13 protein-coding genes are annotated in these 13,194 nt (G+C 61.8%); 6 read left to right on the top strand and 7 right to left on the bottom strand.

The features are described from left to right. Positions 1–17 precede the first annotated feature (17 nt). The gene (locus tag ACSQ20_RS11305) at positions 18–416 is read left to right on the top strand and encodes a hypothetical protein (protein WP_436019919.1); all 399 of its coding nucleotides are present in this window, start codon (positions 18–20) and stop codon (positions 414–416) included. Here ACSQ20_RS11305 and ACSQ20_RS11300 read toward each other — a convergent pair. The 3 genes from ACSQ20_RS11300 to ACSQ20_RS11290 all read right to left on the bottom strand — a co-directional run bounded on the left by ACSQ20_RS11300 (position 413) and on the right by ACSQ20_RS11290 (position 5,202). Then, entirely contained in the window at positions 413–2,854 is a 2,442-nt protein-coding gene (locus ACSQ20_RS11300; RefSeq protein WP_436019917.1) for an acyl-CoA dehydrogenase, read from the bottom strand. The genes ACSQ20_RS11305 and ACSQ20_RS11300 overlap by 4 nt on opposite strands. Positions 2,855–2,894: 40 nt before the next feature. Beyond that, positions 2,895–3,791: a TetR/AcrR family transcriptional regulator gene (locus tag ACSQ20_RS11295; RefSeq protein WP_436019915.1), complete on the bottom strand. Its 897-nt coding sequence runs from the start codon at positions 3,789–3,791 to the stop codon at positions 2,895–2,897. Between the two features lie 196 nt (positions 3,792–3,987). After that, a complete protein-coding gene (locus tag ACSQ20_RS11290; RefSeq protein WP_436019913.1) occupies positions 3,988–5,202 on the bottom strand; it encodes an MFS transporter in 1,215 nt (404 codons plus the stop codon). A 201-nt stretch (positions 5,203–5,403) separates the two neighbouring features. Here ACSQ20_RS11290 and ACSQ20_RS11285 point away from each other — a divergent pair, with 201 nt between their 5' ends. Together ACSQ20_RS11285 and ACSQ20_RS11280 are read left to right on the top strand one after the other, a co-directional pair. Further along, complete coding sequence (locus ACSQ20_RS11285; protein ID WP_436019911.1) at positions 5,404–5,949, top strand: GNAT family N-acetyltransferase; 546 nt, start codon at positions 5,404–5,406, stop codon at positions 5,947–5,949. Positions 5,950–6,094: 145 nt separating this feature from the next. Further along, positions 6,095–6,778, top strand: a complete 684-nt coding sequence (locus ACSQ20_RS11280; RefSeq protein ID WP_436019909.1) for a hypothetical protein — start codon at positions 6,095–6,097, stop codon at positions 6,776–6,778. A 49-nt stretch (positions 6,779–6,827) separates the two neighbouring features. Here the strand turns inward: ACSQ20_RS11280 and ACSQ20_RS11275 are convergent, their stop codons facing one another. Further along, the gene (locus ACSQ20_RS11275) at positions 6,828–8,228 is read right to left on the bottom strand and encodes an MFS transporter (protein WP_436019907.1); all 1,401 of its coding nucleotides are present in this window, start codon (positions 8,226–8,228) and stop codon (positions 6,828–6,830) included. 133 nt (positions 8,229–8,361) lie between these two features. On the opposite strand from ACSQ20_RS11275, the gene ACSQ20_RS11270 reads away from it, so the two are divergent. Both ACSQ20_RS11270 and ACSQ20_RS11265 read left to right on the top strand, forming a co-directional pair. Continuing rightward, a complete protein-coding gene (locus ACSQ20_RS11270) occupies positions 8,362–9,234 on the top strand; it encodes a LysR family transcriptional regulator (RefSeq protein ID WP_436019905.1) in 873 nt (290 codons plus the stop codon). 147 nt (positions 9,235–9,381) lie between these two features. After that, the gene (locus tag ACSQ20_RS11265; protein WP_436023050.1) at positions 9,382–9,648 is read left to right on the top strand and encodes a hypothetical protein; all 267 of its coding nucleotides are present in this window, start codon (positions 9,382–9,384) and stop codon (positions 9,646–9,648) included. On the opposite strand, the gene ACSQ20_RS11260 is transcribed toward ACSQ20_RS11265, so the two are convergent. Continuing rightward, positions 9,645–11,000, bottom strand: a complete 1,356-nt coding sequence (locus tag ACSQ20_RS11260; RefSeq protein WP_436019903.1) for an OFA family MFS transporter — start codon at positions 10,998–11,000, stop codon at positions 9,645–9,647. The genes ACSQ20_RS11265 and ACSQ20_RS11260 overlap by 4 nt on opposite strands. A 570-nt stretch (positions 11,001–11,570) precedes the next feature. On the opposite strand from ACSQ20_RS11260, the gene ACSQ20_RS11255 reads away from it, so the two are divergent. After that, positions 11,571–11,924: a prolyl oligopeptidase family serine peptidase gene (locus ACSQ20_RS11255; RefSeq protein ID WP_436019901.1), complete on the top strand. Its 354-nt coding sequence runs from the start codon at positions 11,571–11,573 to the stop codon at positions 11,922–11,924. 245 nt (positions 11,925–12,169) lie between these two features. Here ACSQ20_RS11255 and ACSQ20_RS11250 read toward each other — a convergent pair whose 3' ends face one another. Continuing rightward, positions 12,170–12,592 (bottom strand): hypothetical protein, encoded by a 423-nt coding sequence (locus ACSQ20_RS11250; RefSeq protein ID WP_436019899.1) that lies wholly within the window; start codon positions 12,590–12,592, stop codon positions 12,170–12,172. A 100-nt stretch (positions 12,593–12,692) separates the two neighbouring features. Then, positions 12,693–13,175, bottom strand: a complete 483-nt coding sequence (locus ACSQ20_RS11245; RefSeq protein ID WP_436019897.1) for a DoxX family protein — start codon at positions 13,173–13,175, stop codon at positions 12,693–12,695. Positions 13,176–13,194: the final 19 nt, after the last annotated feature.

Here is a 13,194-nt window from a genome sequence, read left to right as displayed (position 1 = left end):
GACGAGCAATCGACGACATGAATAGGCGCACCTTCATCAAAATCGCAGGGAGCGCGGCAGCGCTGCCGAGCGCCGCGGTAGCCATCGGCAATTCGCCTATGCGGGCGCATTGCTCGACGAATGCGGTGCGGGTGGTGGTGGATGCGGCGCTCGAAGAGAGCGTGGCGCTTGCACGCAAGGCGATACTGGCGGGTGCGCATGCAGTCGAACTGCGATGCGATATTGCCGCGCTTTGGTATACCGAATTGGCCAGCGAGCCCGCAATGATCTTGGGTGTGCTTCGCCCATCGGATGCGTTTGTATTGAAGCGGCTCGTGAAAGGCGCCGGCCGCAGTGTGATCGAAACGATCAGCAATGAACGCGCGGTCGCATTGACGATTGTCGATGCGCGTGTGCATGCGCGAGCGCCGCGCTAACGAAGATCGGGCGCGAAGTCGTCCACGGCGATGAATTGCTTGCCGTACCGCGCGTAGGCATCGAGTGTGGCCTGCTCGTTCGGCTCGAGATGGCGTTCGGCTCGCAAGTGTGCCGCCCACGCGGAGATCTCGGGCAGGCTTTGCGGCATCGGCGCGATCCGCCCGGCGTCGATGGCATCGCGCAGCTTGTCTTCGATGGCGGCAACGCTCGGAATCAGCGCAAAGAGCCGCTCCCCGCATCCGAGCGCGTCGCTTTCATCGAGCGAGAGGTACGAATCGGCTAGCAGCCTCTCGCGCGCAAGCGACGGTGTTTGCAAAAGCGTTGCGACGGCACTGGCGAGCGCGTCGGCGGGTTTGCGTCGGCGCAAGCCCCATGGAAACGCCACGAGGCGCATAAAGACCGCGATAAAGCGATTGGGATGATTGGCGAAGAGACCATCGAGCGCATCGCTTGCCGCATCGAGCGCATCTTCGACGCCCCACTGCACGAGCGGCAGATCTTCAGCAAGACGTCCCTCGTCCTCGAAGCGCTTGAGCGTGGCCGAAATCAACACGAGCTGCGCGAGGACGTCGCCGAGCCGTGCCGATAACCGCTCGCGGCGTTTGAGTGCGCTGCCCAGCGAGAGCAGGGATACCTCGGCCACGAATGAAAAGGCGATGCAAAGACGCGTCGTTGCGCGGTAGTACCGGTGCAGTGCCGGGCTCGCGCGACGCGGACGGGCAATGAAAAAGCCGGCGCTCAAACCATGCAAGAAACTGCGCAATGCATTCGACGCGGCGAACGCGGCATGACGAAACACCGTGTCGTCGAAAGCGACGAGCGCCGCGTTCGAATCGGGCTCGCGTGCCGCGGCCATTTCCCTCAGCAGATACGGATGACAGCGAATCGCGCCTTGGCCAAAGATGATCAACGAACGCGTGAGGATGTTCGCGCCTTCCACGGTGATCGAGATTGGCAACTGCTGATAAATGCGCGCGAGAAAATTCGACGGACCGAGACAGATACCTTTGCCGCCAAGGATATCCATGCCGTCGTTGACGACGCGTCGCCCGCGCTCGGTCACGTGATATTTCGCGATGGCTGACAGCACAGCGGGCTTCTCGCCGAGATCGACCGCTTGTGCGCATAGCCGCCGCATCGCATCCATCACGTAGAGATTCCCGCCCATGCGCGCGAGCGGTTCGTGAATGCCTTCGAATTTGCCGATCGGCATCTTGAACTGCCGGCGCGCGGCCGCATAGGCGCTCGCGCCTCGCACGGCGGTCTTCGCGAAGCCGACGCTGGCCGATGGCAGGGAAATGGCGCGTCCGGCCGCGAGACATTCCATCAGCATGCGCCAGCCATTACCGATTTCCGCCCGGCCGCCGATGACCCAATCGATCGGAATAAAGACGTCGCGCCCGGCGTTCGGGCCGTTTTGAAAGGCCGCATTGAGCGGCCAATGGCGCCGCCCGATCTCGACGCCCGCGTGCGTGACCGGGATCAACGCGCAGGTGATACCGGGCTCCGTGTTCGGTCCCAGCAGGTGATCAGGGTCGCGCGCGCGAAACGCCAGGCCCAGCACCGTCGCAATCGGGCCGAGCGTGATGTAGCGTTTTTCCCAGGTGATGCGAAAGCCGAGCGTCTCGCGTTGTTCGAACATGCCCTTGCATATGATGCCGATATCGGGAATGGCGGCCGCATCCGAGCCCGCGTAGGGGCTCGTCAAAGCGAAGCACGGAATATCGTCGCCGCATGCGAGCCGCGGCAGGTAATGCGCTTTTTGTTCCGGCGTGCCGTAATGGAGCAGCAACTCGGCCGGGCCAAGGGAATTTGGGACCATGACCGACACTGCCGCCGTCGACGAGCGCGATGCAAGCTTCATGATCACCTGCGAATGCGCATAGGCGCTGAATGCGCGACCGCCGTCGTCCTTGCCGATGATCATGCCAAGAAAGCCCTGCGTTTTGATGTACTGCCACGCGGGCTGAGAGAGATCCTGCAAGACAGTGGTGATCTCCCAATCGTCGACGAGCTCGGCAAGTCGTTCGCACTCCTTATCAATGAAGCTTCGCTCTTCATCGCTGAGCATCGGCGGCCCGAGCGCGAGCAACGTGTCCCAGCGCGGACGGCCGCAGAAGAGTTCGGCTTCCCACCAGACGGTGCCGGCTTCGATGGCATCGCGCTCGGTCGGCGACATCCGCGGCAGCGCGCGGCGCATGACGGCGAGCACGGGCGCGGACAGCACGCGCCGGCGTAGCGGCTTGATCGAGAGCAGACAGGCCGGACCCAGCAGCAGTAACGCGAGCACGGCCACGGTGGCCGAATGCCAGGAAAGGGCGCTCGCGGCGGCGGCGAGCCAGAGCGCGCATATGGCTAACCACACGCGCGCGGAGGCTTGATACACGAGCAATACAGCGCCCGCCACAACGGCGAGCGCTACGAAGAGCCAGACCATGACCGGTTCTCCTTGGGCTGCAGGTGGCGGGTACGCTGCCTCAGCTCAAAGCACTTGGCGCGCCACGTCCGGCGCTCAAGTGTTCTGCGGCGCCAAGCGGATGCGAAGAGGGGGCGGCAGCGATCGACGACATATCGTCTTGCGCGCTCTTTGGCGCATGGCCGACACCGACCGTTTCCGCGTGACGATCGAGCGAGCCGCAGGCGCTGATTCCGTCGGTGGCGTCGGTGCCGTCGGCAGCGTCGCCAAGCACGGCGGCGAAAGCCGCCAATTGCGTCGCATCCGGTAGCGGTGCCTTCAGCGCTGCGACCATCAACGATGCTAACCGCGCAATCAATTGAAGGTCGCTCATCGATTGTCCTTGCGAGAACTCGGCGATCAGATTGTCGGTGTCTCCTCCGGCGAGCACTCCGGACAGCGCGCCGATTGCGAAGTGCAGCCGCCAACCCAACTCCTCGCGCGGCAGATGCGGTAGCGCGCGCTGAAACGCATCGAAGAAACGCTCGGCCACCGAGGCGTAATGCCCGTTGAGGAAGTTGTGAATGAATGTCGACGGGTCCGTATAGGCGCGACCGAGCAGCTTGAGGAATGCGCGCCCGCCTGCGCGCGGATCGCGTGATAGCCGCAGCGCAGGGATGAACATCGCGCCGAGTACGTGTTCGCACGTGAGCCGCTCGCCCAGCTGCGTATCGAAGCGCTCAAGCAGCTTGAGCCGCTCCTCGTTAAGGCGGTCGAGACGCCGCGATAGCATCGCGTGAATCAGCGCTTCCTTGCTGCCGAAGTGATAGTTGACGGCGGCAAGATTAACGTCGGCTCGTGACGTGATTTGCCGCAGCGACATCGCTTCGAAGCCGTATTCGATAAAGATGTCTTCGGCTGCATCGAGGATGCGCGCCTTGGTATCGCCGGTTGCCCGGTTCGGTGTGCGAACTGCCATGTGCGCCTCCCATGCCGGTCGCCCGGCCGCGAACAAGCGATTCAAGTCTGCGATTGAAATTTGTTATTTTTGCAACGATAAAAACGGATCGATTCGGCAGCAAGCATTGTTTGTGGGGAGACTCCTCTAGTCGGGGCCGGCCCTTGCGTCGTCTCTGTGGTGCAAAGGCCGGCGAACCGTCACGTCAATGTCAAGCCTACTCCCCGACGCGTTGAGCAGAACTCAGCATATCGATGCCGCGCCGCTCGCGGCCAAAGAGGATCAGCACGGCGATCACAACGGAAGCGGCACCCGCGACAACCGCGAGCGCGAGCGCGTAGTTGTTGTTGTGGCTGACCGCGAACGAGGCCTGCAGGGTCGCGTTCACGGAGGCAATCAAATTACCGAGCTGATAAACGAAGCCCGGAAACGTTGCGCGTATTTCGTCAGGAGAGATTTCATTCAGATAGGCCGGCACCACACCCCATGCACCTTGCACCGAAATCTGCATCAGAAAGGCACCGATTGCGAGCGCCAATGCGCCATTTGAGAAGGCCCACAGCGGCAGCACAGGTATTGCGATCAATGCTGCAATGCAGATCGCGCGGCGACGGCCGATTCTTTCCGACATTGAACCGAAGAAAAGGCCGCCGATGATCGCACCGACATTCAGCACGATGGCAATGCGCGAGACCATATGCGGATCGAACGCATGTTGTTCGCGCAAGAAGGTCGGGTAAAGATCCTGGGTGCCATGCGAGAAGAAATTGAACGCTGTCATGAGAACGATTGCATAGACAGAAAGGACCCAATTCTTCTTCAATGTGTCGATGAGACCGGGACGCTCGTGCGTTTCCATGACGCGCCACGCCGGCGATTCCGGCACGCTCTTGCGGATATACAGCACGAGCAGGGCCGGGACCACGCCCACGAAAAACATGCCGCGCCAGCCGACATGCTCGTAAAGCAGCCCGAATACAACCGACGCCAGCAGATAGCCGCTCGGATAACCCGCTTGGAGCAGTCCCGAGACTGCGCCGCGCGAGCGCGCCGGAATGGTCTCCATCGTCAACGCGGAGCCCACACCCCATTCGCCGCCCATCGCAATGCCGAACAGCGCACGCAATACGATCAAGGTGGTGAGATTGGGCGAAAAGCCTGACAGCAGTTCGAGCAATGAGTAACACGCGATGTTGACCATCAGCGTCGGGCGTCGGCCGAACCGGTCGGCGAGCCGGCCGAAAATCAGCGCGCCGATGGGTCGCATGGCCAGCGTCAGCGTAATCGCCACGGCGACAGCCGGGATTTTGGTATTGAATTCCGCTGCAATATCTTTCAGGATGAAAACCATCAAGAAAAAATCGAATGCGTCGAGCGTCCAACCTAAATAGGCCGCAATCGTTACGTTTCGTTGTTCGCGAGTCCATGCCATTGCTTGTTCTCCTTTAGGCTCCATATCGTTCCGCATCGCGGATCACGCAGGTGCGGGCAGCGCGTATTGGCACGAGGAGTGTACGCGCACCTTTAAGCGGTTGCATGGTAGGCGACGTGCGCATTGGTATTAATCCCTACCGTGTGTATGCAAATACTCATGGTAGTAAATAAAGTGTCATAAAAGCGAAAGTTGTTTGATATGCCACAGTCAATTGCGATATTGCCTCCGCTCGATACGCCCCGCCTTCTGATTCGGCAGCGCACGCTTGCGGATGTCGACGCATGTCTTGCGATGGATCGCGACCCGGAGGTCACCCGCTATATCGCTGGACCTTGGCATGATCCTGTCGCGCATCGGCAATTCGTCGAGTTGCGCACGACGCGACCGTATCCGCCGGGTCTCGGCTATTGGTCGATTCGCGAACGCGCTTTGCCCGATCGGTTCGTCGGCTGGGTGCTGCTGATTCCCGATCATGGCGTGGGCCCCGATGTAGAAATCGGCTGGCGGCTCGTGCGCGATGCATGGAGGCGCGGCATAGCGACGGAGGCCGCGCGCGCCCTCGTCGCCCATGCGTTCGGCACCGTTCGGTTGCCTCGTGTGATCGCTGATATCGCGCCGAACAATTTGAGCTCGCAGCGCGTGGCGACGAAGCTTGGCATGCGGCGAGTGCGGGAGGACGACCGCGATGGCGTCAGCTATGTGCGGTTTCGCTTGGAGCGGGATGATCTGGATTTCGGGCGATGATTTGCGGTGGAGAGCGTGCGCGCATTTCCGAGTATTCGTTCCAGATGCTGCGGTTTCGCGTAGGGCTGTCGGCATGAGCTTCATCCGCGCTAGCGTGCGCCATCCCGCTGCGTACCATTACGTAACCGGCCTTTGGAGTTCGTTGGTGACAACTTCTAGCATAAATGCATTGCGCTCGTTCGGGCCGATCAAGTTCGATCAAGCCGGTGAAAACGAAACAGTCAGCGCGTTGAAAGGCGCTCCAGTGCCGGCCACCAATGTTCTGCTCGCCGGACTTCGTGTTGACAACAAATTACAATCGCGCGGCGCTTTCAAAGCTGCTGCGCTCGCCGTTAAGCTCGATGTCGATGGGTCGAGCAGGAGCGGACGACGCTCGCGCCAAGACCTGCCGCCCGGTGGAAGATTGCGTTCGCACGGGCCGGGCCCGGGAGTGGGTAGCTCTGAACCGCCTATCGTGCCGCCGACATCCGCAGCCGGCACGACGCGGGACCCTGACGATACGCCGGGGCTGATTCAGCGAGCACGCGCGCTGCTTGACGAGACACCTGTGAACGATCGAGATCGATTGATGCTCGAAAACTATGTGAAGTACCTCAATGCTGTCGAGAGGGGCGACATCTCGCAGGAGGGCGATCAGTTTTTGAACTATGCGCAGGCACGTAGCGACTTGCGCACGCTGCTTCAAACCTGGCACGACGTGAAGCATGCACAAGAAGCCTATAGCCATTTGCCCGACGAGCAACGGCGCGGACGTGAAAGCCCTCGCGAAGCGAACTGGCAGGCGCTGACAACCCGAGCATCATGGGCGGGGTTCATGACAGGCGCGTAATAGCGTATCGCTGTGGGACCCGATCCTCGGCTATTGAATTCGTTCTTCGCTAGGCGCGTTTCGTTCCGAACCGATGTGCAAGCCAAGCGGCGAACGCATAGGTCGCGAACGTGACGGTGCCGACTATCCACAACGATGCCGCGAGATTGGATGACAGCATTGTCGCCGCACCGGCGAAGGCAACGCCGAGCAGGCTGCCTGCTTGCCGCAGCGCGTTGAGCAGGCCCGACGCCACGCCGGCGAGTTCACCGGGCACTTGCTCGAGCACGGTCGAGATCATCGGCGGCACCGACAGTGCCGTCCCCCCGCCAAATGCGATCATCGCGGCATCGGCGAGCACACGCGGCGCGTGCCAAGTCAGCAGCGCCGCGACCAAGGGTGCCGCGACGGCGGCCGTGGCTAGCCCGAGCGCCATGAGCCGGGCGCCGCTCACGCGCGCATGCAGCCGGCCCGCAATCATGTTGCCGAACGGCAGGCTCGCGGCCAACGGCAGCAGTGCGAGACCGGTTGCGCGCGCATCCATGCCGAGTGCGCCATGCAGGTAAAGGCTCAAAATAAAGAGGAGTCCGAAATATCCTACGTACACGAGGCTACCTGCCGCGTTCATCGCAACGAAGACGCGGTTGCGCAACCATGCGAGCGGCACCATCGGTTCGTGCGCGCGCCTTTCATGAGCCACGAGCATGATCATGGCTGCCGCCGCGAAGAGCAGGGCAGCGACGACTTCAATCGAGCGGATGCCGCGCGCCGGCACTTCGATGGCCGCAAAACATAGCGCGGCGAGCGCGGCCGTGCTCGACAGTTGTCCGATCCAATCAAACGAGCGTGTACCGGTTCGTGCTGTTTGGCGCACGACGATAGCGGCCCCGACGAAGGCGGCTGTGCCCGTTGGAACGTTGATCAAAAATGCGCTGCGCCAGCCAAAACTGTCAATGAGCAGTCCGCCCACGACCGGGCCGATCGCAGCGGCAGCCGATGCAAGCAGCGCCCACGTGGCAATCGCACGTGCGCGCGCTGTGGGGTCATCGAATGTGGCGCGCACGATCGCCAACGAGGCGGGCAGGAAAAGCGCCGCGCCGGCGCCTTGCGCCAAGCGTGCAACGATCAGCGCGCCTACCGACGTAGCCAAACCGCAGGCCGCGGACGCTGCGACAAACGATGCGAGGCCGGCGAGATAAACGGTCTTGGCGCCGAAGCGATCCGATGCCACGCCGCCGGCGAGAATCAACGCGGCGAATGCAAGCGTATAAGCGTCGACGATCCACGCAAGGCCGCCGACTGTTGCGCCGAGGTGCGCGCGCAAGGCCGGCAGCGCGACGTTGACGATCGTCGTATCGAGCACTGCCATAAACATGCCGCCCGCAACAAACGCGAGCGTCAGTTGTTTGCGGGCAGCACTGCCGCGGCGTGCCGGTGCCGCGACGATGCGAGCAACCATATCGGTCATCATGAACTCCGCGTGAACTGGTTAGCTCAAAGTCTACAAACGCAAGGCGCTGCAATAAAGCAGTAATATCGCATCGGCATGATGCAAATTTGCATCATGCGCGGGCACCGCCAGCTTTGAGGCTTTGAACACGACCATGACCAATTGGGACAATGCACGCTTTTTTCTGGCGGTGGCCAGAACGGGAACGCTGCGCGGCGCGGCGGCGCAACTGTTGGTCGATCAGGCCACGGTGGGCCGGCGGATCGCGGCGCTTGAAGATGCGCTGGCTGCGCGCCTTTTTCTGCGCACGCCGACGATGTATGTGTTGACGCCTGCCGGCGAGGCGCTGGTTACACCTGCCGAAGCCATGGAGCAGGCCGCGTTGCAAATCGAGCGGCGCGTGGCGGGCCTCGACGATCAGTTGTGCGGCACGATCCGCGTTGCCACGACCGATTCGCTCGGCAAGCGCTTCGTCATTCCGGCGATCGCCAAACTGCGCGCACGGCACAGCGGCATCGACATCGTCTGCGTGACGTCGGCGGGCCTTGCGAACCTTACGCGGCGCGAAGCCGATCTCGCGATTCGGACGGTGCGGCCGGACGCGCCCGATCTCATTGTTCGGCGGCTCGGCCAGCTTGAAGCGGGTATTTACGCTTCGCGCGCCTATCTTGCGGCGCGCGGCGAGCCACGCGAAGGCGAGGCCTTCAAAGACCACGATCTCGTGATGTATCAGCAGCCCGTCGTGCCGTCGATGTGGGATGCGCTATGCGGCGAGCCGACTTCGCGCGGCCGGGTGGTGTTTCAAACGTCATCGACGATGATGCTTATCGAGGCCACGATCGCGGGCCTCGGCATCGCGGAGTTGCCGTGCTTTCGCGCCGATGACGAGCCCGAGTTGAGACGGGTCATGCGAGGGCGCCGAGATCGTTTCGACGTCTGGCTGGTGGCGCACGCGGATCTTTATAAAACGGCGCGGGTGCAAGCGTTGATCGCTGCGGTGGCGCAGGAGTTCGTGGGCTCCGAGTGAGTGGCGCTTAAACGTTACCCCCCGTTACACAAGCGACAACGCCGTTTCACCTGCCGCTTGCCGTCCGCACTAGCATCCAATTTGTCTTTCGGCGCTGTTTATCGATACGACAGGCAATATGAACAGGGAGAATCAATCTTGATCGTCATGAAGCGCGCCATCATCTTGCCGGCCGTCGCGCTGGTTGCCATTTGCGCGGCCAGTAGCGCGTCGGCTCACGCGGATATCGGTGTCTTCGTGGGCATTCCGGGGCCGGTCGTCGAGGCGGCGCCTGCCGTCGTCTATGACGCACCGCCCCCCGTGTATGCACCTCCGGTTGTCTATGGCTACCCTTACCGTGATGGTGATTGGGATCGTCATCGTTGGCATCACAAACATTGGAAGCATCATCACGACGATGACGATGACGATTAAACGTAACGATCGAGATCAAACGTAGCGATGTCACGCCGCCGGGGGGCTCGGCTCAGCGCGGGCAGCATCAGCGCGGTGACGAGCAGCAGGCCGGTACTCGTAAGCGCATGGGCGAACGAACCCGCGGTGTCGGCGATGCGCGCGGCCAAGAGCGGGGCGGCAAGGCCAGCGCATCCCCATGCGGTCAGCAGCACACCGTAATTCGAGCCCATATGCGCGGTGCCGAAGTAGCGCGTGTTGAACGACGGCATCACGCCGAAGCCGCCTCCGAAGCACAACAAAATGATCGCAACGCCAACTGCGAGCCATTGCACGTTGTGGATACTGCTCATCGCGATAAAAGTGGCTGCCTGTATGCCGAAGAGCGCAGCGTAAGTGCGATTGTGTCCGATGCGATCGGAGACCGCGCCCCAGAAGCAGCGTCCGAACGCATTGGCCAGTGCCGCGGCAGCATATGCCTTAGCTGCCAATGGCGCGCCGACGTGTGTCAATTCCTCGATGATCGGCACCGCGTTTGCAATCACAAGCATGCCGCCGCAGATATTTGCGAAGAACATCGACCACAGCAAAAAGAATTGAGGAGTCCTAAGCATTTCGGCTGTGGTGAACGACGTGCTACGCAAAACGGATCGAGACGCGGACGCGACTGGTGCTGGCGCTTTTTTCAGAAAACATGCGCAGACCAGACCCAGCACGACGAACACCGCGCCGGAGTACATCAGTGCGGCCAGTGCGGCGCGGGCCTGTTCTTGCGGTGGGTTGCCGGCACGATGTCCGGCAAGCGATGCAAGCACCGGTAGGACGATGCCGAGGGCGAGGTTGTAGACGATCGAGCCGACGCCGAAGCCCATCGCCACGATTCCGCCAGCAAGCCCGGGGCGATCGGGGAACCATTTAATTGCGATAGCGACGGTGCTCGTATAGCCGAGCCCGACGCCGAAGCCGCCGATCACGCCGTAGGTCGAATATAGCCAAAGCGCGCCCAAGCTGCTCGTGCCGACGCCGGCCAGCACGTTGGCCATCCCCCACAGTACGACACCGGTCAGCGCAACGACGCGGGGGCCGGCGCGATCTTGCCAGCGGCCGCCGACCAGTGCGCCGACACCGACGAAGAATACCGCCCATGCGAACGCCTGGGTCGCTTGCGTATGCGACCACTTGAGGCCAGCCGCGAGGGCGTCGCCGACGACGCTCCACGAATAAAGTGCGCCGAGTATCGCCATCAAAAACGTTCCAGCGCAGAGCACGAGCCAGCGATTGCGCACAGCGACCTCCGTGTCGACGAGGATGCTTGGGCGACGGCGCTTGCCGTGCCGCGTGAAATCGATTATCTGCCGCGCGAGCTGTCGCACACGCGCGGGTATTCGTAGCCAACCGGCGTTTCGATAACGCAGACCTGCGAAATGCAAAAGGAATCGAAACGGCCAACGCCCTTCGTTTTTGTGCAACGTTGATCGTGTTGGCCCCATGGTCAGCTGGCGAGCCGGCGTAAAAGGGCATTGCCTTCAGTTCGCTGCCGCACTCACGCTTTTGTTGCGACCCGCATTCTTATGTTTTTGCTCCTATCGATTAGATAGATAACAGTAGAGACTACAAGCGCTACCTCCATACGGACCGTCAACTCGATGCCGATTCGGCGTTTTGCGCGAGGCGCCGGAGGGTGAACGCTCGGTGCTGCATGTGATCGATTTGGACGGCCCGACACCGTTGTCGCTGAAGGTCGATAATCCGCGTGCCGGGAACATCGAATGGATCGACAATCGACGCTTCCTGGTCGCGCAGCAGCCGTCAACGATCAACACGACGGTTGACAAACGTTGTTCGCAAGAATGGGGCGAAGGGGGGCACCGTTCTTACGGTTTGGCGCATACGGAGCGCCGTCCATCCCTCGGCTTCCGACCCGCGCAGAACTGGAGGCTCTCGTGCTCAAGCGAAACGTGACACTGGCCTACGGCTATATTGCAGGCGGTTCCGGTAAAGGTCGGAGCTGGCACGAGGCCGGTGTGAGAGACCAGCGGCCGACGGGGACAGCGCACATGGCTGCGGTCGGCAAAGCGCTTGTGACGAAAGGGCTTGCCCGCCCAGGTGCCGTGACGGCGCGGTCATTTAGTATGGGTGGGCTTCACGCGGGGATGGCATCGGTGCGTTATTCGGACGTCTTTGCTGGCGTAGTCGTCCATATGGGCATCGCTGATCCAACCGTTAGCGCGGACCGCTTCATGCGGCGCTCGCGCTGCGGCAGGGTGCTGCGCCCGTCGCGCCCACCTACGTTTTGACGGGCCGTAGGGATGTCCGAGTACCCCCCGAAGGGCAACGTCGTTTCGCAGCCGCACTCGGAAATGCTGCCGCTCGATACGCGCTAGTCAGCGCGCAACCTGCTCCACCCGTTATTTATGTCGAAACCGCGGGTGGCCATCGGCAACGGACGGACCGCCTCGAGGAGGCCACTGCGTTTCTCTTGCAGTGCGCAGAACAAGGAAGGCTCAAAAGTTAGCAGACCTAAACAAAATACTTAGTCCTACTAAACATCTCGGGGCGAGGCGCTCGGCATCGCGCTATGTTGTTGCAGTTGTTGCGCGGCACGATGGTGATGCGCTTTGAGCGAGGTATGCGTATTCGTACGTGCGTGCGTCGATCCAACGCCGAGATTTGCATTGGGCGATGCGCGATCAGCGGCACGAGCGAGCCCCTTGTCGCGATCGCCTGACTCGAAGCCATTGGTGTTCGTCATGCCGCGAGTACTCATATGGCTCGCCGAGACGCCGCCCGCACCGCCGAGCGAGCCCTGGCCGCCCATGGAACCATGTCCGCCACCACCACTACCGCCGGCGCCTCCGCCGCCTCCGCCGCCATTCCCGCCGCCGCCCGCAGCTGCAAATGCGGCAGACGACAGCATCATGCCGAGGCTCGTCGTGGCGATCAACATCAATCGATTCGTTTTCATTTGAATTCTCCGACTGCCTAATTGAGATTGAGCGCCTCGATTTTACGGCCGGTTGCTCGACGAATTGATTGGATTTTGTTAGCAGTTGTACCGAGGTGCATCATGTGTCAGCCCGGCGCGCCCAGAAGCGCTGCAACAAATGATCGAGTGACAGTGCGCCGGCGCCGCGACAAAGCAACACGAGCAGCATCGCAAACCATTGAATGTGAGTCGGCCACGCTTGCGGATATACGAAAATTTCGATGACCGCGGTCATGCCGAGCAGCGCGAGCGCAGCGGGCCGGGTGGCGAGGCCGAGCACCAGCAGCACCGGAGCACAGAGTTCAATCGACGTTCCGAGGTAGGCGGCCACCTCGGGCGGCACGAACGGCAGCTTGTAGTCGGTTTGAAAAAGATAAAGCGCGGCGTCCCAGTTGGCGAGTTTGGCCGTAGCGGATGCCCAGAACACGGTTGCAATCGCGAGCCGCAGCGGGATGGCGAGCAACCAGTAAGGGACGCGCTCGAGCTGCTGTATTAACCGCAAGAAAATGCGCGCAGGGGTGGCGGGCACGCTATGGTCCGATGTTCGTAAAAAGTGAGTCATGGCTGGATATCTCCTTCGT

The organism is Trinickia sp. LjRoot230 (genome assembly GCF_964253315.1).
Classification (GTDB): Bacteria; Pseudomonadota; Gammaproteobacteria; order Burkholderiales; family Burkholderiaceae; genus Trinickia.
This window is presented reverse-complemented; position numbering and strand designations above follow the sequence as displayed.